17 protein-coding genes are annotated in these 19,724 nt (G+C 60.8%); 6 read left to right on the forward strand and 11 right to left on the reverse strand.

The features are described from left to right. The first annotated feature begins 3 nt into the window (after positions 1 to 3). On the forward strand, positions 4 to 2,007 hold the full coding sequence (locus PY649_RS24060; RefSeq protein ID WP_285871302.1) for a CocE/NonD family hydrolase: 2,004 nt from the start codon (positions 4 to 6) through the stop codon (positions 2,005 to 2,007). On the opposite strand, the gene PY649_RS24065 is transcribed toward PY649_RS24060, so the two are convergent. From PY649_RS24065 to PY649_RS24075, 3 genes are all read right to left on the reverse strand, one after another. Then, positions 2,008 to 2,928 carry an alpha/beta hydrolase gene (locus tag PY649_RS24065; protein ID WP_285871303.1) on the reverse strand — a complete coding sequence of 307 codons (921 nt, stop codon included), beginning with the start codon at positions 2,926 to 2,928 and terminating at the stop codon, positions 2,008 to 2,010. It abuts the gene before it with no gap. 113 nt (positions 2,929 to 3,041) lie between these two features. Further along, positions 3,042 to 4,877 (reverse strand): ABC transporter ATP-binding protein, encoded by a 1,836-nt coding sequence (locus PY649_RS24070; protein WP_285871305.1) that lies wholly within the window; start codon positions 4,875 to 4,877, stop codon positions 3,042 to 3,044. A gap of 22 nt (positions 4,878 to 4,899) precedes the next feature. Next, a complete protein-coding gene (locus PY649_RS24075; RefSeq protein ID WP_285871307.1) occupies positions 4,900 to 6,099 on the reverse strand; it encodes an aminotransferase class V-fold PLP-dependent enzyme in 1,200 nt (399 codons plus the stop codon). 110 nt (positions 6,100 to 6,209) lie between these two features. On the opposite strand from PY649_RS24075, the gene PY649_RS24080 reads away from it, so the two are divergent. Further along, positions 6,210 to 7,049, forward strand: coding sequence for an IclR family transcriptional regulator (locus PY649_RS24080; protein ID WP_285871308.1), 840 nt, complete (start codon positions 6,210 to 6,212; stop codon positions 7,047 to 7,049). Between the two features lie 14 nt (positions 7,050 to 7,063). Here the strand turns inward: PY649_RS24080 and PY649_RS24085 are convergent, their stop codons facing one another. The 8 genes from PY649_RS24085 to PY649_RS24120 all read right to left on the reverse strand — a co-directional run bounded on the left by PY649_RS24085 (position 7,064) and on the right by PY649_RS24120 (position 15,194). Beyond that, a complete protein-coding gene (locus PY649_RS24085) occupies positions 7,064 to 7,561 on the reverse strand; it encodes a RidA family protein (RefSeq protein WP_285871309.1) in 498 nt (165 codons plus the stop codon). Between the two features lie 42 nt (positions 7,562 to 7,603). After that, on the reverse strand, positions 7,604 to 8,806 hold the full coding sequence (locus tag PY649_RS24090; RefSeq protein ID WP_285871310.1) for an amidohydrolase/deacetylase family metallohydrolase: 1,203 nt from the start codon (positions 8,804 to 8,806) through the stop codon (positions 7,604 to 7,606). Between the two features lie 3 nt (positions 8,807 to 8,809). After that, positions 8,810 to 9,679, reverse strand: coding sequence for an ABC transporter permease (locus PY649_RS24095; protein WP_285871311.1), 870 nt, complete (start codon positions 9,677 to 9,679; stop codon positions 8,810 to 8,812). Further along, positions 9,679 to 10,620, reverse strand: coding sequence for an ABC transporter permease (locus PY649_RS24100; RefSeq protein WP_285871312.1), 942 nt, complete (start codon positions 10,618 to 10,620; stop codon positions 9,679 to 9,681). Before PY649_RS24100 ends, PY649_RS24095 begins: the two co-directional genes overlap by 1 nt. A 58-nt stretch (positions 10,621 to 10,678) precedes the next feature. Next, positions 10,679 to 12,160, reverse strand: coding sequence for an ABC transporter substrate-binding protein (locus tag PY649_RS24105; RefSeq protein WP_432761397.1), 1,482 nt, complete (start codon positions 12,158 to 12,160; stop codon positions 10,679 to 10,681). A gap of 471 nt (positions 12,161 to 12,631) precedes the next feature. Beyond that, the gene (locus PY649_RS24110) at positions 12,632 to 12,877 is read right to left on the reverse strand and encodes a helix-turn-helix domain-containing protein (RefSeq protein ID WP_285871315.1); all 246 of its coding nucleotides are present in this window, start codon (positions 12,875 to 12,877) and stop codon (positions 12,632 to 12,634) included. A 433-nt stretch (positions 12,878 to 13,310) separates the two neighbouring features. Further along, positions 13,311 to 13,964 carry a Vgb family protein gene (locus PY649_RS24115; RefSeq protein WP_285871316.1) on the reverse strand — a complete coding sequence of 218 codons (654 nt, stop codon included), beginning with the start codon at positions 13,962 to 13,964 and terminating at the stop codon, positions 13,311 to 13,313. Positions 13,965 to 13,973: 9 nt separating this feature from the next. After that, positions 13,974 to 15,194: a helix-turn-helix domain-containing protein gene (locus PY649_RS24120; RefSeq protein WP_285871317.1), complete on the reverse strand. Its 1,221-nt coding sequence runs from the start codon at positions 15,192 to 15,194 to the stop codon at positions 13,974 to 13,976. Positions 15,195 to 15,315: 121 nt separating this feature from the next. On the opposite strand from PY649_RS24120, the gene PY649_RS24125 reads away from it, so the two are divergent. The 4 genes from PY649_RS24125 (at position 15,316) to PY649_RS24140 (ending at position 19,400) form a co-directional block, all read left to right on the forward strand. Continuing rightward, positions 15,316 to 16,086, forward strand: coding sequence for a DUF899 domain-containing protein (locus tag PY649_RS24125; RefSeq protein WP_285871318.1), 771 nt, complete (start codon positions 15,316 to 15,318; stop codon positions 16,084 to 16,086). A 6-nt stretch (positions 16,087 to 16,092) separates the two neighbouring features. After that, positions 16,093 to 16,389: a hypothetical protein gene (locus PY649_RS24130; RefSeq protein ID WP_285871319.1), complete on the forward strand. Its 297-nt coding sequence runs from the start codon at positions 16,093 to 16,095 to the stop codon at positions 16,387 to 16,389. Positions 16,390 to 16,575: 186 nt separating this feature from the next. Beyond that, on the forward strand, positions 16,576 to 17,610 hold the full coding sequence (locus PY649_RS24135; protein ID WP_285871320.1) for a glycoside hydrolase family 25 protein: 1,035 nt from the start codon (positions 16,576 to 16,578) through the stop codon (positions 17,608 to 17,610). Positions 17,611 to 17,819: 209 nt separating this feature from the next. Then, entirely contained in the window at positions 17,820 to 19,400 is a 1,581-nt protein-coding gene (locus PY649_RS24140) for an amidohydrolase (RefSeq protein WP_285871321.1), read from the forward strand. Positions 19,401 to 19,724: the final 324 nt, after the last annotated feature.

Below are 19,724 nucleotides of genomic sequence, written 5' to 3' on the forward strand. Positions count from 1 at the left end.
GTCATGACCGACCGCAGCTTCACTGTTATCGAAAACCATTGGATCACGCTCAAGGACGGTACGCGTCTTGCGGCACGTATCTGGATGCCCGACCGCGCTGAAAGCGATCCCGTGCCGGCGGTGTTCGAATTCCTGCCTTACCGCAAGCGCGATGGAACCAGCCCCCGCGATGAATCGACTTACCCGGTGTTTGCTGCCGCCGGCATCGCCGGTGTTCGCGTCGATATTCGCGGCTCCGGCGAATCCGACGGTGTTATCGACGGCGAATATACGGAGCTCGAACTCGCCAATGCCTGCGAACTAATTGCGTGGATCGCAGCGCAGCCCTGGTCGAATGGCGCCGTCGGCATGATGGGCATTTCCTGGGGCGGATTCAACAGCTTACAGGTCGCCGCCCTGCGCCCGCCCGCGCTCAAGGCGGTGATATCGATCGCCTCCACGGTCGACCGTTACAATGACGATATCCACTATAAGAATGGCTGCCATCTCTCGGCGCAGCTCTCCTGGGCCGCGACCATGCTCGGCTATCAATCCCGCTCTCCCGACCCGGAGATCGTTGGCGATCGCTGGCGCGATATGTGGCTGCAACGCCTGGAGAACGAGCCTTTCTTCATGGAGGAATGGATCCAGCATCAACGCCGTGACGATTTCTGGCGGCATGGCTCGATCTGCGAGAATTTCGCCGATGTCGGAATCCCTGCCCTCGTCATCGCCGGCTGGGCGGATGGCTATCGCAACACGCCGATGGCGGTCGTCGAAGGTCTCGGCGACACGGCAAAAGCGCTGATCGGTCCGTGGGTCCACAAATATCCGCATTTCGCTTGGCCGAAGCCCCGCGCCGATTTCCACGGAGAGGCGATCGCCTGGTGGAACCGCTGGCTGCGTGGCGACCAGAACGGCGCTGAGAACGCGCCGCAGATGCGCGCCTATATCCTCGACGCGGTGAAGCCTGCACCACGCCGGGATTTCGATCCCGGCTTCTGGATTGCCATGCGGGATTGGCGGAAGCCGGAGATGCAATGTTTCTATGTCGAGCAGTTCGGCACGCTGATGGAAGGCCTGCCGATCCCGCATGCGCCGGAACATGCCATCTATCTGCGCTCGCCCCTCGACACGGGCACGACTTCCGGTGAATATTTCACCCTGAAACCCGATGCGGAGATGGCGATCGATCAGCGCCTCGACGATGCCGGCTCGCTGACGTTCCAGACCACACCGCTAGCCGCCGATCACGACTATCTCGGTCGTCCTGTCGTCACCCTCTCCCTACGCTGCGATGCCGAAACGGCCAATATTTGCGCCAGGCTTATCGACCTGCACCCGGACGGCACAGCGACGCGCGTCTCCTTCGGTGTGCTCAACCTTGCCCATCGCGAAGGCAATGCCGAGCCGAAACCGTTACAGAAGGGCGAACGCACCTCAATCAGACTGACGCTGGACGCCTGCGGTTATCGGTTCCGAAAGGGTCATCGCATTGGCCTTTCGCTTTCGACGGCATACTGGCCAATGATCCTGCCGCCGCCGGAAAACCCAGGGCTGACGATCGATATCGCCTCCATTGGTTTCGGTCTGCCAAAGCTCGGCGATCATGAAGCCATCGATGTCAAGCAGCCTGATAATCCCGACCCGCTGCCGAAATATATCGAACACGCTCCGGCCACGACGAAGCGTCAGGTCGTGCGCGATCTCGCCGCCAACAAGACCCACTATGAGATTCGGGAGGACACCGGCCTTTTCGAACATCCGGGCACTGGTCTTTCTACGCGCCAGCTTCGCGAAGAGGTCTGGTCCATCGCACCGGACGATCCCCTTTCGATGAGTGGGACCTCGATCTGGACATGCGACATGCGGCGGCCGGGATGGTTCGTCCGCACGGTGGCGACGGCGGCGATTTCTTGCACGGCAACCGAATGGATCATCCGCGCGTCCGTCATCGCCTTCGAGGGCAATACGCAAATTTTCGAAAAAATCTTCGAGGAAAAGCGTATCCCGCGCGATCTGATGTGATCAGCTCGATCCGGCAAATTGGCTGGCCGCCTCGCATATGGCGCGGAAACCGGCACGCGCGCCGTCGCTCATATGCCGGGCACGCAGCCAGGCATGCACCATCTGTGGCTCTTCGCGAAACCAGACCTCGACGCCCGCCTCCGCAAGCCTTGCCGCATAGTTGCGACCGTCGTCTCGCAGCGGATCGAAGTGCGCAACCGTTATGAAGGCCGGCGGAAGGCCGGCGAACGACGATGAGGCAAGAGGTTCGGCAACCGGATCACCAGCTGGCGCCTGCAACACGCGGCGGTAATAACCGACGTCGGCGGTCGTCAGCCCCGGCGCATTCGCCATCTCCTTATAGGAACCGGAAACGAGGTCGCCGCCGAGCGCCGGATAGATCAGCACCTGCCCGGCAATACCGGAGAGCCGTTCGTTCTTTGCCCGAATGGCGAGCCCCGCCGCCAGATTGCCGCCGGCGCTGTCGCCGATCAGCACGACGGTCTTTTCCTCGGCAAGCAACTGCTTGAGAACGACAAAGCAATCATCCGTCTGAGCCGGCCAGAGATGCTCTGGCGCCAGACGATAATCGACCGACACCAGCCCGGCCCTGACGTGGTCGGCGATCTCAGCACAAATCGCGTGATGGCTTTGCAGTGAACCGACCACAAAGCCGCCGCCGTGAAGGTAGAGCAGGCATGCCGGGCTCCTGATCGTCCGTGGCTGATAACGCCTGACCGGGATTCTCCCCATCACGACGTCATCCAGCGTGCGCATGCCGTCAGGCAATGGGCGGTCGAAACGGCCGCAAAGCGCGTCATACCACCGCCGCTGCTGCGCTATGGATGCCGTCACCGCATCAGGCGGATAAAAGGAATCGCAGATCTCCATAAATTGCAGAATGCCCGCCTCGGTCGGTCGGGGTTGCTGGGAAAAATTCATGAGATATCCTCAAGATAAGGCTCGTTGTGCAACCATAACATCATCGACGGAAACCGTTTATCCAGCGACGGCCTACGACGCTGCAATGACGACATGGATGCGCCGAATCTCCCTCAGAGCGCAACTTGATGGCCGGGCGAGATCTCCACGTATCTTAGCGGCTGCATCTTGTGGTCGGGAGGCCGGATCGGGCTTTTCAGTTCGTCGGCGGCAATGCTGTGCTTCAATTTCCGCCGTGCCGGATCGGGAACGGGCACCGCCGACATCAGCTTCTTGGTATAGGGGTGCTGCGGGTTCTCGAACACTGCCTGGCGCGGCCCGATCTCGACGATTTCGCCGAGATACATGACCGCGACCCGGTGGCTGACGCGCTCGACGACGGCCATGTCATGCGAAATGAACAGGAAGGCGAGGTTCAGGCTTTGCTGCAGGTCGAGCAGCAGGTTGATGACCTGCGCCTTGATCGAAACGTCAAGGGCAGAAACGCTCTCGTCGGCGATGATCACTTTGGGATCGAGGGTGAGCGCGCGGGCGATACAAATGCGCTGACGCTGCCCGCCGGAAAACTCGTGAGGATAGCGCGTCCCCATGTCCGGCGAGAGTCCGACCTTCACCAGTAGGTCGGCGACCTTGTCGCGTGCCTCCTTCGTCGTTCCCATCTTGTGTTCGAGATAGGGTTCGGCAACGGCGGCGCCGATCGTCATGCGCGGATTGAGGCTGGCGAAGGGGTCCTGGAAGATCATCTGCACCTTGCGGCGCATTTCGCGCAGACCCTTGCGATCGAGGGCCAGCATCTCCTCGCCGTCGACGAGGACGGAGCCGCTTTGCGGTTCGATCAGGCGCATGATGGCGCGGCCCGTCGTTGACTTGCCGCAACCGGATTCGCCGACTAGCGATAGCGTCTCGCCAGCTTGCAGATCAAACGAGACATTCTCGACCGCATGCACCCTGCCCTGCAGCCGGCCGAAAAGACCGGAATGAATGTCGAACCGTTTGCAGAGGTTCTTCACCTCCAGCACCGGCCGCTGCGCAGCCGCGACGGTATCAGCAGCCTCCACCAGCGGCTCCGCTTGACCGGTCTCGCTGTTGACAACCGGAAACCGCAGGGGTCGCTCGTGCCCTCTCATGTTGCCGAGCACGGGAACAGCGGAAAGCAGCGCGCGTGTATAGGGGTGCTTGGCGTGGAAGAAGATCTCGCTGGTCTCGCCCGTCTCCACCTGCTCGCCCCGATACATGACGATTGTGCGGTCGGCGATCTCGGCCACCACGCCCATGTCGTGGGTGATGAACAGCACAGATGTTCCCTGCTCTTCCTGCAACGTCTTGATGAGATCGAGTATTTGTCCCTGGATGGTGACATCAAGCGCCGTCGTCGGTTCGTCGGCAATCAGCAGCTTCGGTCGCGAGGCCAGCGCCATGGCAATCATCACACGCTGGCGCATGCCGCCGGAAAAGCGATGCGGATATTCGTCGAAACGCGATGCGGCCGATGGGATGCGCACCCGCTCCAGAAGCCGGATCGTTTCTGCCTTCGCTTCCGCGCTGGACATCTCGCCATGGCAGAGCAGCGCCTCGGAAATCTGGTCGCCGATGGTGAAGAGCGGATTGAGGCTGGTCATCGGCTCCTGGAAGATCATCGCGACATCCTTGCCGCGCACACGGCGCATCTCCGCTTCTGACAGCGCCAGAATATCCCGCCCGCCGAGCGTGATGCGGCCAGTGATCCGGCTCATGTCCTGCTGCAGCAGCCGCATGATCGACAGCGACGTGACGCTCTTGCCCGAGCCGGATTCACCGACGATCGCAACAGTTTCCCCTGGGGCCACGGTGAAAGACACGTCACGCACCACCGGCTTCCAGGCTCCTTCCGCCAGGAAGGAGGTCGTCATTTTCTCGACCGAAAGTACGGGCTCGACGAGCTGTGAAGTCCGTGCGTCGCTGCTGGCCATCATGATCCCCCTGTTCACAGCCTCAATCCGGCCAGCGCGACAAGCCGTCGAAACGGCGACGGCTGCGCTCTTCCAACGACGTAGCGATGATCTCATTGGAGGCTTGCGCCTTGTCGAGCTCTTCGCCGATGCGAGCCGCTACGATCACCTCCTGGCCCGGATGTAGATTGCATGGGTCGAGATAGAAGTAGTTGTGCTCGACCTCATGATCGCGAACGATGACCGGTGGATTTCCCCTCGCCAAGGCGTCTGCCAGATCCCAGGCGGTGATGTGAGCCTCGCGCGGATCGATGGTGAGGCGCAGCCGGTCGAGCGGATTGTTGGTCGGGTCAGGCTCGATTACCGCCTTGACGCCGGGGCGGCCATCGAACCGATCATGCCAGAGACGAAGATAGCCGGTCTCGCGCTCGCGGATGCCGGCATGGTCACGCGTCTCCCAGGCTTCGAGTGCAGCCATGACCCCGAAAATGCTCTCCTTGCCGACCTTCATGCCACGGCCGATGCCCAGGTTTTGCAGGAAAGTGTTGCGGACCATGTCCTTGCGCCCAGCAACAATACCCGACGTCGGACCGCCGAGGAATTTGTGGCCGGAATAAAGGACGAGATCCGCTCCCTGCTCCAGGAAAATGCGCAGGTCATATTCGGAAGCCGCATCGACAATGACAGGCACGCCCTTGGCATTGGCGATCTCGCAGAATTCCTTGAGGCTCAACATCCCGTAGCCAACGACATGATGCGAAACGACGTAAAGGGCGGCGGCCGTCTTTTCGGTGATCGCACCTTCGAGGTGATGCCGGTAGGTCGAGGTCGCCTGGCCGATCAGCACGACCTTACCGCCCGCCAGCCGCACCGCCTGGTCAACCGGCGCGCCATAGCTCACCACATGTCCCATCTGAACGATGACTTCGTTCTTGTCGCCGCGCACATCGGGGAGACGCTCGATCGCTGCGAGGTCGTTGCCGGTGATGGCGCCGGCGACCGCCAGGCTAATGCCTGCCGAGCAGGAGGCCGTGATGAAACCCGCTTCACCACCCGTCAGCCGCGCGATAACCGCACTCGCCTTGCGCTGCAGATCGTTGATCTCGACGAATTGCGGCAGGATGGAACCCATCGCGGCAATCGCCTGCGGAACGACGATCGATGCACCGAGGCTCGTCATCGTGCCCGAGACATTGATAACGGGGCGAAGTCCGACAGGCGGACGAATATCTTCATTCGGCATTGGGAACCTCCAGATTTTTTTGCTGGCGAGGCGGCGCTTGTAGTTCCGAACCATCGACAGCTATGCCATAATTATGTAACAAATCACCGATTTGAACGGGAGTTCGGTTTTTGGACGCGAAGACATCACCCATCGGCTACTCCGAGAGCGAGACAGTCAATGAAAACGACGGCGACGCCGTCAAGGGGCCGCGGCGCTCGCGCGTGAGCGGCATCGACCGAGCGCTGCAGATCATCGATCACCTCTACGAAACTGGAGCGCCCTGCGGTGTCTATGCCGTCGCCAAGGCGATCGGCGCGCCGCTCTCGACCGTCTACGTCATCGTCGATGACCTCGTTGAGAAGAACCTCCTTAGCCGCAATGCCGACGGCACTATCTGGCTCGGGGCTCGTCTCTATCACTACGGCCTGGCTTACGCCCGGTCGCTCGATTTCATGAGCGTCGCTACCCATGAAATGCACGATCTCTGCCGGCAGGCCGGCGAAACCGTTCAGGTCTGCGGCCGCGACGGCGACCATATGCTCGTTCTCGCCATGGCCGATGGCCCGAGCCACTTTCAGGTGGCGTCGCGCGTCGGCACGCGGGTGCCGCTCAATTGGACGGCTTCCGGCCGCCTGCTCGTCGGGCATCTGCCGGAGGAAGAACGCATCGCACTTTTCCGCCACTGCGCTCGCACCTCTCCAACCGGCCGCGCCGATGTCGACCCGGTGACGCTGTCGACGGCCGCGGCAAAAGCGCTGGAATCGCGCCTGTCGATCCAGGCAGGAGAATCCGACTATGCCGTCGCGTGCATTGCTTCGCCCATCTGCGACCGCGACGGCCAGTGTGTCGCAACCATCTCCATCGTCCTTCCGGAGCAGAAAGCCTTCTCCGAAGAAGGCCACTACGTCGCGCAGGTGCGAAGCTCGGCGGAGAAGATCGAAAGACTGATGGGCTGGCGCGGTCACTGACGTCCTGTCCTTCCTCAGCTGTGCAAAGCCACGATCGCCTCGATCTCGACAGTGATATTGCCCGGCAACGAGCCGAAGCCGACAGCAGAGCGGGCGTGCTGGCCGGCGGCTCCGAAAACCTCGATGAGCAAGTCAGAACAGCCGTTGATAACGCTCGGATGATCAGCGAAATCGGGCGTGGCATTGACCATGCCCAAAAGCTTCACGACGCGCTTGACGCGCGCGAGATCGCCGAGCGCATCCTGCATGACGGCCAGCAGATTGATGCCGGTCAGCCGCGCATGGAGATAGGCCTCATCGATGCCGACATCGGCGCCGACCTTGCCGAAATGCATGGTGCCGTCGGCCTCGCGCGGCCCTTGGCCGGATAAGTAAAGCATGTTGCCCTCGCGAACATGTGTCACGAAATTGGCGATCGGCGGCGGTGGCGGCGGCAGCACGATGCCGAGAGCAGAGAGACGCTCACTGGGCGAACCCTGGGCGTTCTCGGCGGTGGCTGAAGACTGGTTCACGCAAACTCCTGTCGTAAAATCATAATATTCGAAGCCCAGCTATCAATGGCTATGGCCGTGGGGCGTCAGTTTTCGCGCCCGCGGGACGTAACGGCTCGCGGCAAAGGCGTCAGCGCCGATAACCGCGAAACGCGGTTCGAAAAGTTCTTTCAGCACGGCGGCGTCCCCCATCGAATCCACCGCTTCGATATCGGACTCCACAAGATCGAAGATCGTGAATTCGGCCCGCTCTCCGACCGCAAGCCGATTGACGAGCGGCAGCTTGATGGCCGATGCCGGCGCGTGCGTGACCGCTTCGATCACCTTCTCGAAGGGCATACCGACAGACAGGAGTTTCGACATGGTGGTCGCGAGATCCCAGACCGGGAAATTCATCGACCGGTTGTGCAGATCGGTGGAGATCGAGAACGGCAGAAGCCCGCGCTTGACGGCCGCCTCGGCGACGCGGAAGGAGAAGGACGCGCCGCCATGGCCGATATCGAGACGGATACCCTCGCCAGCGCAGCGCTCGGCGAGATCGAAAAGATCCTCATCCTCCAAGATGCTGCTGCCGGCCTTGCCGTTGAAGCAGTGCGTGATGATGTCGCCGGGCCCGAGAACCTCCAGCACCTCATCATAGAGTGCCGGCGGCTCGCCGACATGCACCATCATCGGGATTTTCAGAATCTTGGCGATCTTCTTGCCAAGCTTGACGGGCGTAATGCCCCATGAGCCGGTGATGACATGGCTCGCACGCACTTTGATGCCGACAATATGCTCGCTGTTGTCGGCATAGACCTGAAGCATGCGGTCGAAATCAATTGAGCGGATGTCTATCAATTCGCTGACGCGATTGCAGGCGACGAGACCGATCGAGCCGAGATTGAGAAACGCTTTGATGCGCTCGCGTGCCGGCTCGATGATATATTCGCGGAACCCATGGAAATTCGCCTCACCTGCCGAGCCGGCATCGACCAGCGTGGTTACGCCACGTTCGACGCCGCATTCGGATGGGCGGAGGGAGATGTCGGTGCCGCCATGCCAGATATGGACATGCAGGTCGATCCAGCCGGGCGACATCCAAGCGCCCTTGCCATCGATCCTTTCGACGTCGGCGGAGACGGCAAGCGACGGCCCGACCTCGGCGATGCGCCCATCCGCGCCGACGAGCACGTCGACGACGCTGCCGGGAGTCGCCTGCCCGAACGCTATCGGCTTGACGTTGGTGATCAACAATGGCCGTTTCGGTTCATATCCGGAAGACATGAGCTACAAGTCCTTTCGAAGTCTGGGATCGAGAATGTCGCGCAATCCGTCGCCGACCATCTGCAGCGACAGGACGGAGAGGATGATGGCAAAGCCCGGGAACAGCGTCATCCAGGCGGCCTGATCGAGATATTGCCGACCGGCGGCGATCATCGTTCCCCAGGTCGGAATATCCGGGCTCACGCCAAGGCCGAGGAAGGAAAGGCCAGCTTCGGCAAGCATGGCGTTGGCAAACAGGAAGGTGCCCTGCACCAGGATCGGCGACAGCAGGTTCCTGAGCACATGTCGCGTCATGATATGCAACGTCGAAACGCCGAGCGCACGGGCCGCCTCCACATAGGGCAGTTCGCGGATGACCAGCGTCGAGGCGCGAACGATGCGGGCGAGCCGCGGCGCATAGACGATGCTGAGCGCGACGATGACCGTCGTCAGCGATGGTCCGAGGGCCGCGACCAGCGCGATCGCCAGCAGGATGTCGGGAAAGGCCATCATGGCATCGACCAGCCGGGCGATCGGCGTATCCAATTGCTTGAAGAAGCCGGCCAGCAATCCGAGCGTGACGCCGATCACAGCGGCCAGCAGGACGACCGCGCCGCCGACCAGCAGGGACAGGCGGCCGGCATAGATGGTACGCGTGAAGACATCGCGGCCGAATTCGTCTGTGCCGAAGAAATGAATGAAGCTCGGCGGCTTCAGCCGGTTGACGATGGACAGCTTGCCCGGCGCATAGGGCGCTATCAACGGCGCGAGGACGGCGAGCAGCACGAATATCGTCAGCACGGCGACACCAAAGACGACTGTCTTGCGCTTGAAGAGACGTCTGGCGAATTTGCGGCGCTCGGCGCCGACGGTGGTGTCTGATATCGCGGCCATCAGTAGCGCACCCTCGGATCGACCAGCAGATAAAGCATGTCGATCGCAAAATTGATCAGCACATAGAGCCCGGCGATGACGAGCAGCGCGCCCTGGATCACCGGATAGTCACGCCTGAGCACGGCGGACACCACGAGGTTGCCGATGCCCGGGAGACTGAAGATGGTCTCGGTCACCACCGCGCCGGAGATCAGCACCGCGGCGGTCAGACCGATGACGGTGAGGATCGGGATCAGCGCGTTTTTCAGCGCATGCTTCAGGATCACCTTGCGTTCGATAAGACCTTTGGCGCGGGCGGTGCGGATATAATCGTCGCCAAGCACGTCCAGCATCGAAGCGCGGGTGAAGCGCAGGATCAGTGCCGAGGAGACGACACCAAGCACGATCGAGGGTAGCGCCAGATGATACATCCGGTCCACGAATGACGAGCCTGGCCCGCCATATCCGGAGACTGGAAAGATACCGTGGCGAACGGCAACGGACTGAATGAGAATGAGGCCGAGCCAGAAGCTCGGAATGCTGGCCGCCAGCATGGCGAGCGCTGTCGCCGCCTGATCGAAAATCGAACCGCGACGATAGGCGGAATAGATGCCGATCGGCAGGGCGATGATGCTGGCGATGATCAGCGAAAATACGGTCAGAAAGAACGTCGGCTCGGCGCGCTCGACAAGCGCTGCGGACACAGGCTCGTTCAGAAAGATAGACTGACCGAGATCGCCCCGCAGAAGCTGGCCGAAATAATAGAGGTATTGCAAGACCAGCGGCTGATCGAGGCCGAGCCTTGCTCTGAGGCTGGCGATGTCTTGCGCCGTCGCATCCGGGCCGAGCATGACCGCGGCCGGATCACCGGGAGTGACGCGCACGATCACGAAGACGATCGTGACCACGAGGAACATCACGACGATCATGCCGAAGAGGCGCTGAAGGATATAGCGTATCATGTCCTGTCCGATCCTCCGGCCGCGTCAGTCGCGGCCGGAATGACGAGCCTATGGGCTGCTACTTCTTGATCGATGCGTTCCAGAAATACGGCCAGGGCGCCGCCTCTACCCCTTCCAGCTTCTGCGATTTGGCAGCCAGAGCATTGAAGTCGCCGATCTTGATCAGCGGCACTTCGTCGTACATCACCTTCTGGACATCAGCCCACAGCGCCACGCGCTTGTCGGGATCTACAGCGGAATTGAAGGCATCGACCGCGACCTTTCGGGCCGGCGTGTCCCACCAGCCGGGCGAGCTGGTCGACATTTGTCCCATCAAGGCCGGCTCGGGCAGGAAGGGGCTATGCGTAATATAGATATCCCACAGCTTCGGATCGGCGCGGCGCTGGGTCAGCGTTGCCCAATCGACCACCTGCATGTCGACATTGAAACCGGCCTGCTTCAGATATTCGGCCGCAACCTGCGCCATCTTGTAGTGGAACTCGTACTGGCGACTGGTGAGGATACGCAACGGCTCCCCATTATAGCCCGCCTTCTTCAGCAGAGCGCCGGCGGCCTCGGGATCGGCGACATTATAGGCGCCACTCGTGCCGGCATCCGTGTTCCACGCATAGGGCTTCGGGTAAAATGCGGCATCGAGCGAATAGAAATCGGTGCTACCGAAGGCGGCGGCAAGCATGTCCTCCATGCTGAGCGCAGTGCGTACTGCTTTGCGGATATCGACGTTCTTGGTGATACCGTTCGCCGTATTGAAGACGAAGACCGGATAGCCGAAGGGCTTCAGCATGACCGGCGCGGACGCCGTCGAGCTTTTCAGGCGATCGAAGGATTCGACCGGCAGCGAGTCGACATAGTCATATTGACCGGCAACCGCTGCCTCGACGCGGGTATTGGCGTCGGGAACGGGGACAAAGCGGATTTCATCGAGATATTGATGCCGGGCGCCGCCGTATCCATCAGCCTCGCCGCCGCGGGATTTATAACCGTCGAAGCGCACCAACTGAATATATTGGTCGGCCTTGCGCTCCTTCAGCATGTAAGGACCGGTGCCGACAAAGACGGTCATCGGGTCTTCCTGATGCTTAGCCGGAATGATGATCGCCGCCGAATTGTTGAAGGCGAGCAGCGAAAGCAGCGGCGCATAGGGCTGCTTCAGCATGATTTTGACCGTCGACGGATCGACCGCCGTGATGCTGTCGATGATACCGGCGGTCTGCTTGCCGCGTGAGGCAATCTTGGTCCAGCGATTGAGCGACGCAACGACATCCGCCGAGGTCATCTCGCTGTTGTCGTGGAATTTGACGCCAGTGCGAAGCTTGATCGTATAGGTTTTACCGTCGGCGCCGATTTCGGGCATGCTGTCGGCCAGAAGCGGCGTTACCTTCCAATTCTTGTCGAAGGTATAGAGGGTCTCGAAAATGTGCTGCGAGACGATGCCGACCAAGTCTGCCGTCGACGCCATCGGATCCAAAGTCGGCGGCTCGCCGATCGTTGCGACATTGATCACACCGCCCTTTTCCTGCGCCAAAAGCGCGGAAGGCATGACGAGAAGGGCTGCTCCCAGAAGAAAGGCAAATTTGTTTCGCACGACATCATCCCCTTGTTTATTACATTATTACGGAACATTAAATGTTATAATGGAATGATAGCGGCGGTGCGTGCGATGTCAATATGGCTGGGAACATCGGAGGGCGCCTTGGTGCGCCCCTATTGGTCGGCCGGATCGAGACCACGCCAACACCGGGACCGGCGCCCGTTGTGGCGGCGATCTCGAAAACATTGTCTATGTGGTAAAAGGCAACGCGCGTGCGCTTGGTGAAAAAGCCCGACTATATGGCGGGGGGCAAAAGCCGCCAGCCGCAGTCACCTGCGACGGTATTTAATGCCCCGTGGAATCGGGAGGAGCACTGCGCAACGCGGAAACTGGCCGCCGCCACGGTGCTCATCAGAAGAACTACTGCCCCACTGATCGGCTCTTGCCGAAAGCAAGGCCGACCAGATTTCTTCTGAAGGACTAGGCCGTCAGGAACGCCGACGGCGGCAGCTGAAGAGCGGTGGCGATCCGCCTCAGCTTGGCCGGATCTATATCCGCGCCATCTTCGATTTCCATGATCTCGTCGTTGGCAAGACCACATGTCACCGCCAGATCTTCAATGCTGTAGCCCACGGTTTCGCGAGCCGCTTTCACACGCGCCGCCACATCGTCCGCCTGCAGGGCTTCCGTTTGAACCCTATTTAAATTGTTGACTGAAATGGACATTATCGTCTCCTTCTCTGCATAGATTCTTGCGAAGTCTTTTATGAGTCTTGGGACAGCCGCCCGTTAAGACGCCGATAACCTTTTATTTCAACCTTGTAATATGAACAAGCGCAAATCGTTGCATTGCACCAATCGCCCATTTGGCCGCCCGGAGATGCCGTCGATGCGCGGCATGGCTGACAACTGACCACAGTTGACCAAACTACGGATAGTTAACGGATTTTTCACCGATCGCGGAGCGCAGGTAACGATAGCGGAGAGGTCGGCGCTCGGCTTATCGTGCCCGAAATATCTGTGCATATGGATGAACGCCAAACCGAATTGATGCGCGAAGACGCCGAGGTGGCTTGCTTTTCAGATAAAATTCACCTGCGATTCGTCCGATCCCGAGCATCTTATCGGCATGGCAAAACAACGTCTATCTCACGCAGATCTAGCCTTTGGACTTGGAGACGCGCTTTGGCCGGCGAACGGCTCTCAGCTTCCCGCTGCTTCCACCGCCGCAGAAGAACTGGTCGCCACCATCGGACTCCAGTCCCGACACGCCCGTTCCAGGTGGCATATCGAGCCTCTCCAGGACCTTTCCCGTTTCGGGATCGATCCGCCTCACATCGCTCTCGTCACCTTCCCAGGTGCCGTGCCAAAGCTCTCCGTCGACCCAAGTGACCCCGGTAACAACACGGTTGGACTCGATCGTGCGAAGGATCGTTCCTGTCTGTGGATCGATCTGATGGATTTTCCGGCCACGATGCTCGCCCACCCAGAGCGTTCCCTCGGCCCATGCCAGCCCCGAGTCACCGCCGTTGCCTGGCGCCGGGATGGTGGCAAGCACGCGGCCGGTCGCCGGATCGATTTTCTGGATGCGGTCCTCGGCGATCTGGAACAGGTGCTGACCGTCGAAGGCCGTTCCCGCATGCGCGGCGACGTCAATCGAGCGCACCGTCTTTCCGGTTGCCGGATCAAGGGCGTTCAGCCGGTCTCCTGACGCAAACCAGACATGCAGGCCGTCGAAGGTGACGCCATGTATCTGGTCGGCGCCTGGAAAGGGCCCATACTCTCGGAGGATTTCGGCAGCGGATTGTTTCATATTCTCATCCTACTCGTTCGGCAGCGGACCGGGGAGTAACAAGATCGTCGGGAATCCAAGTACTGGCGGGGTCATCCAACGGCGCGCTCTCCCCAAGCCTAACGACTGCACTTTGCCTGCCGCGGCAAGTTGTTCAAGCGCCCGCTGCACGGTACGCGGGCTGGCGCCAATCGCAATCGCGAGAGCCGAACTCGACCAGGACTCGCCGTCAGCGAGGAAGGCGAGCACGGCTGCATGCTGCTCCTCAACAGGCGGCGCCAGCACCACGACCTCGCGCCCGCGGCGCGGCACCAGCGCAAAGCCTCCCTTCGTTGCCTTGACGTCCGCCAGTGTCCGCAACTCGGCGCGAAGCCGCCCCATTTCGACTCTAAGCCGTGCCCGGTGCGATTCATCGGCGTGTTTCGCCCGGAAGGCGCGTGCGAGGAGCATATTCCTCGGCACGTCTCCGGGCCAGGCCTCACCCATCGCACGGGCAAGCGCGAACAAAACAGGGCGCGTCGCAAGCGAAACGACGACTCCCGCGTCCCGAACAACATTTCGGCATGCGTCCACTACGAGTTCCCCTGACGCCAGAAGCGTCTCCACCTCTTCAAGCAGAAGCGGGTGTTCCTCGCCACGACGCATCAGGCGCGCCGCCGGCGTATTCAGGACAAGGGCAGCGCTTTCGACTTCCGCCATCAGCGCCGGGATGTTCGCTGCGCGCGCTGCCTGCTCGGCTCGGGTGAATGCCGCGCGCGCGGCTGTCGTCTGCAGGCGCCGAACGGCGATGCCGGCGACCACCAATTCGTAAGCGGCCCTCGAAACAGCAGGGAGCAGGGCCGGATCGAGCTCGGCCAGCATCCGTTCGGCCTCATCAAGATGGCCGATCAGGAGCAGCCGCCGGACTTCGAGATTGCGTGCGTGCGCGGCATTCATCCGGTCGCCATGCGCTTCAAGCGTTGCCCGTGCTGAAGCGAGCGCCTTGGCGGGCCAGGCGAGATCGCGCGAGACAAGCGCAATCTCAGCCTCTGCGACGATACAGCGTGCTCGAGCCATGGCCTCTTTCGGACCGAACGCGCGCGCAGCACTTTTGAGGAGCGCCTTTGCCCGGGCGAGATCGCCGAGCTGTGCCATCGCGATGCCTCTGAGCGCCAGCGCAGGTGCGTCGTCACGCAGGGCGACCCGCTTCAATGCGCCGAGAGGATCACCCGCCGCCAGCGCCCGGGCCGCGGCGGTGATCATCGAGTCCATCGAAATCCCGTCAAACTTGTAACTCCCATCGTTTCGATAGGCGGGCGTATTTTATGACGGCCACCAAACAACACGTCGCATCTTGAGCGATACGACGACAAACAGTCAAAGGAGAAGCACAATGACGGCACATTTGACCGCGACTCGCGAAGAGTGGTTGGCCGCAAGGCTCGATCTGCTTGAGGATGAAAAGGAACTCACGCGTCGCAGCGACGAATTGGCGCTGCGGCGTCAAGCGCTGCCATGGGTCCGGATCGACAAGGACTATCGGTTCGAGACCGACGAAGGAAATGCCTCGCTGGCGGATCTCTTCAGGGGACGCTCGCAACTCCTCGTCTACCATTTCATGTTCGGCCCCGACTATACGGCCGGATGCCCCTCCTGCTCTTCGATCGCGGATGGGTTCAACGGTTTCGTCGTCCATCTCGAAAACCACGATGTCGCCTTCTCGACGATATCGCGCGCGCCGCTCGCAAAGCTGCAAGCATTCAAGCAGCGGATGGGATGGACCTTTCCGTGGGCATCCTCGTTCGGCAGTGAATTCAACCGCGACTTCGCCGTTTTGTTCACCGAGGAGCAGCAGCGAGAAGGTGGCATACAATACAACTTCCGTCGCGAAGCGCCCTCGCCTCAGCTTGTCGCGGGCAAACCCGAGGGACCGGTCACGCAAATGGCAGCCATGACAGGAACCGACGCCGCCACATTTACGCGCGAAAGACCAGGCGTCAGCGCCTTCGTGCTCGACGACGGCATCGTGTACCACACCTATTCCAGCTATGCGCGCGGGCTGGACGGCCTATGGGGCATGTATCAATGGCTCGACCGTGCCCCCAAAGGGCGCAACGAGAATGGCATCTGGTGGCGCCACCATGACAAATATGCCCGGGGCTGACGTTCGATGTCTCTTCAATCCAACAGCCCAAAAGAGACCTCACCCGCGGGCAGCGGCTCCGCCCTCGACCCAAGCGGCAACGCCGCAGCCAGGGGCATATCCGGTTGGCTATCCCTGGCCGCGGCACCGACGTTCGCTGTCATGGCGCTGCTGACGGCCACTGCCGGCGGCGCGGATATGATCTGCTCTGCCACCGACCGGGCTTCATCGCTCAGCGGAATGGTCCCTATGTACCTGCTCATGAGTCTGTTTCATTCCGCTCCCTGGCTGAAGCTTCTCTCCAGCGGCGCCCACCGGTCATGACCCGGTGGGTGCGAGACAAACGGCGATCGGTGGCGATATCACGCCCTCTTTGAGCAGCGATGTTGGTCGCTGAACTGTAAAGATTGCATTCAATCTTTTTTGGTAATTCTCCGTTAGCAATTCATGTCGGTGGTTTTCCGACGGCGTGGATTCGGTCGTCGACTGTTTTTTTGCGTACGGGTTGATATGCGTCTAGCGGCTGTTTCAGCAATCTTTCTTGCTTCTCTGATCTTGTCGGCTTGCGTCGCCAGCCCCGGCCCGGAAGACGTCCCAGCCGGAGCACCGTCGCAGGAAACAACCAGTTCCATCACCCGATCGAGTGGCCCCGTGCCCTCTGCTGACGTGGGCCACACCAGAGTCACTGTGCAGGTAAGCCAGCAACAGCAAGCATTGGTCTCGACAGGGCCGGAGCCGCAGGCATTCTTACCCACGGCCAAAAACGACGACATACCGATCCCGGCGGAAAAACCGGTCGCATTGCTCATGCCGGCCAACCCTATGGTCACGGCGGCTCCGCAAACACGCATGCAAATCTACAGCCGTCATTTCCGTGACGCCAAACCCATCAACTTCGGCAGTTCCTCACCGAAAAAGCTCGCTGTGCACGGCGTCGATGTTTCGCGCTGGCAGGGTGAGATCGATTGGGAGAAGTTGCAGGCGCAGGGCGCAAACTTCGTCTATTTGAAAGCGACCGACGGTGGCGATCACCTAGATCCGATGTTCAACAAGAACTGGCGCCGGGCCAAAGAGGCCGGGCTGAAACGGGGGGCCTATCACTTCTTCTATTGGTGCCGAACCGCCGGCGAACAGGCCGACTGGTTCATCCGCAATGTTCCAAGGGAGGCAGGCGCCCTCCCGCCGGTCATAGACGTCGAATGGAATGGCGACTCCAGTTGCAAGAGACGGCTTTCACGCGAGCATGTCCTGGAAAAAATGCAGGTTTTTATGGACAAGCTTGAGAGGTATTACGGCCAACGCCCGATCATCTATACCTCTCCGGATTTCTACCGCGACAACTTGAAGGGCGAGTTCGCCGATTATCCCTTCTGGCTGCGCTCGGTCGCTGCGCACCCCTCCAAGGTCTATCCGGGACGCAAATGGCTCTTCTGGCAATATTCCGGTTCCGGCCTCTCGCATGGCGTCGAAGGGCGGATCGACCTCAATGCTTTCCATGGCAGCGAGGAAGAGTGGCACAACTGGCTGGCGTCGCGTTCGAATTGAGCCGACGGATACGCCGAGGTCGCCTCACTTCCAGAAGAACCAACAGGCCAACCTACTAGCTTATACCGGAACGGCTCAGGACTGTTGGGCTGGATTTCTGCCAGCCGAGGTGCCATCATCCGTACCAAGCCTGTCCCTTGATGCCTTGCCGCATGCATGTGCCGGTTATTTGTGTCTGGGATCGTTGGACGCTATTGGGATCGCTCGCCATGTGGAACGAATCTTTCATCAGGATGAACGAGATTTCGCGCCGGACACTGCTAGCAGGCTCGCTTGCGTCCACGGCCGTGTGGATGATGCCGCCTTCCTTCGCCGCGGCTGAGGATGGCGACGTTTCCGAGTCTGCCAAAGCCGCGCATGACGCCGTCGAGGCGGTCCGCGAGGCGATCCTGCGAATCTCACGCGAGGTCTGGAAGACCCCGGAGCTTTCGCTACACGAGGAGAAGTCGTCGGAGATCCATCTTCGAGAATTGCGGGAGGCCGGCTTCAAGATCGTCAGCACCGGGACCTCCGGCATACCTACGGCGTTCGTGGCCGAATGGACGCAGGGCGAAAGCGGACCGAAGATCGGCTTCCTGCCGGAATACGACGCACTTCCGGACCTCGGCAATGCTGCCGAGTCGCGCCAGACGCCCGGCCCCACAGGTGTCGAGGTCGGTCATGGGTGCGGCCACAACATGTTGGGCGCGGGCTGCACCGGCGCGGCGTTCGCGTTGAAGAAGATGATGATCGACAAAAATGTGCCGGGAACCATCCGGGTCTATGGCTGCGCGGCAGAGGAAACCGAGGGTGCCAAGGTCTATATGGCCCGCGACGGGCTGTTCAGTGACCTCGACGCCTGCCTCGCCTGGCATCCGGGACCGATGAACGCCACAGGCCTGCTCAGGAGCGCGGCCGCCAACATACTGCGGATACGTTACATCGGCCAGACCGCTCATGCCGGCGTCGACCCTTGGGAAGGCCGCAGCGCGCTGAAGGGGGCCGAACTTTTCGGCATTGGCATCCAGTTCATGCGCGAGCATATGAAGCCGACTACGCGTCTGCACTACATCTATACGGATAGTGGCACCGCGGCGAATGTCATCCCCGCCTCCGCCGAGATTATCATGGTGATTCGCGATCAGGATCGGGAAGACGTCAATAGCGTCACGGAATGGGTCAAGGATGTCGCCAGCGGCGCGGCCACCTCGACGCAGACCCACGTCGAAATTGATCATTTCTTCGGGATGTACGATCTGCTGCCGAACGAAACGCTGGTGAACCAGATCCACGCCCATATGACGAAGCTCCCCATGGAGTGGACGGAGGAGGAGCAGGGATTCGCCAAGGCCTTTCAGCGCGAAATGCAGCTGCCGGAAGCCGGCCTCATGCCCGTCATCATGCCACTGCTGCCCGAAATCACCACTGGCGGCAGCACCGATGTCGGCGACGTGAGCTTCAACACGCCTACCGGCCTTTTCGCCATAGCAACCATGCCGATCGGCGTTGGCCTGCATACCTGGCCGGTGACAGCCTGCGGCGGTATGAGCATCGGCGACAAGGGGTCGATCTATTCGGCAATCATAATGGCCGGCGTCGGTTACGACCTGATGACCAGCGCCGAACTGCGCGCTGCCGCCCGTGCCGATTTCGACCGCCGCAAGGCCGGCCGGAAATATGTGTCGCCGCTGGCAGAAACGAGGCTGCGTCCCGATGGAATACCGCAGCATCTGCTCATGCGTGATGGAAGCCAGGAACTCGGCGTCGAGTTTGTGGAGGAGGCAGTCGACTCGAAGACGCCCATGCCGTAAGGCTGCTCGCAAAACGTTCGGATCGAAACCTTGCTTCAATCTACCGTAGTAGATACTCTCGGCAATGCCCCCGCAATGGCAAAGAGCAGCAATACCCTCCTCGCCGCGCAGGCCCTCCGGCACATTCGGATTTTGTCTTCGGCGGAGTGATAGTTGCGCGTCGCACACCGTATGTCTTCGGTGACCTGTTCGGCCACTGGTTTCTGCAGTCCGGATTTCTGTCTAAACATATTGCCACACTCTCCCGCCGCCACATCTAGAAAGCGAAATAATCAGCTCGCTCATCTTCGAGTGCTGAGGAATCGAATAACATTTTAGGAGAAC

Source organism: Rhizobium mayense, from assembly GCF_030272705.1.
Lineage (GTDB): Bacteria > Pseudomonadota > Alphaproteobacteria > Rhizobiales > Rhizobiaceae > Rhizobium > Rhizobium mayense.

Excerpts from the sequence above, each read along its gene's own strand:
- PY649_RS24060 (WP_285871302.1), top strand. The coding sequence starts at position 4 with ATGACCGACCGCAGCTTCACTGTTATCGAAAACCATTGGATCACGCTC.
- PY649_RS24065 (WP_285871303.1), bottom strand. The coding sequence starts at position 2,928 with ATGAATTTTTCCCAGCAACCCCGACCGACCGAGGCGGGCATTCTGCAA.
- PY649_RS24070 (WP_285871305.1), bottom strand. The coding sequence starts at position 4,877 with ATGGCCAGCAGCGACGCACGGACTTCACAGCTCGTCGAGCCCGTACTT.
- PY649_RS24075 (WP_285871307.1), bottom strand. The coding sequence starts at position 6,099 with ATGCCGAATGAAGATATTCGTCCGCCTGTCGGACTTCGCCCCGTTATC.
- PY649_RS24090 (WP_285871310.1), bottom strand. The coding sequence starts at position 8,806 with ATGTCTTCCGGATATGAACCGAAACGGCCATTGTTGATCACCAACGTC.
- PY649_RS24095 (WP_285871311.1), bottom strand. The coding sequence starts at position 9,679 with ATGGCCGCGATATCAGACACCACCGTCGGCGCCGAGCGCCGCAAATTC.
- PY649_RS24100 (WP_285871312.1), bottom strand. The coding sequence starts at position 10,620 with ATGATACGCTATATCCTTCAGCGCCTCTTCGGCATGATCGTCGTGATG.
- PY649_RS24105 (WP_432761397.1), bottom strand. The coding sequence starts at position 12,160 with ATGCCTTCCGCGCTTTTGGCGCAGGAAAAGGGCGGTGTGATCAATGTC.
- PY649_RS24110 (WP_285871315.1), bottom strand. The coding sequence starts at position 12,877 with ATGTCCATTTCAGTCAACAATTTAAATAGGGTTCAAACGGAAGCCCTG.
- PY649_RS24115 (WP_285871316.1), bottom strand. The coding sequence starts at position 13,964 with ATGAAACAATCCGCTGCCGAAATCCTCCGAGAGTATGGGCCCTTTCCA.
- PY649_RS24120 (WP_285871317.1), bottom strand. The coding sequence starts at position 15,194 with ATGGACTCGATGATCACCGCCGCGGCCCGGGCGCTGGCGGCGGGTGAT.
- PY649_RS24125 (WP_285871318.1), top strand. The coding sequence starts at position 15,316 with ATGACGGCACATTTGACCGCGACTCGCGAAGAGTGGTTGGCCGCAAGG.
- PY649_RS24130 (WP_285871319.1), top strand. The coding sequence starts at position 16,093 with ATGTCTCTTCAATCCAACAGCCCAAAAGAGACCTCACCCGCGGGCAGC.
- PY649_RS24135 (WP_285871320.1), top strand. The coding sequence starts at position 16,576 with ATGCGTCTAGCGGCTGTTTCAGCAATCTTTCTTGCTTCTCTGATCTTG.
- PY649_RS24140 (WP_285871321.1), top strand. The coding sequence starts at position 17,820 with ATGTGGAACGAATCTTTCATCAGGATGAACGAGATTTCGCGCCGGACA.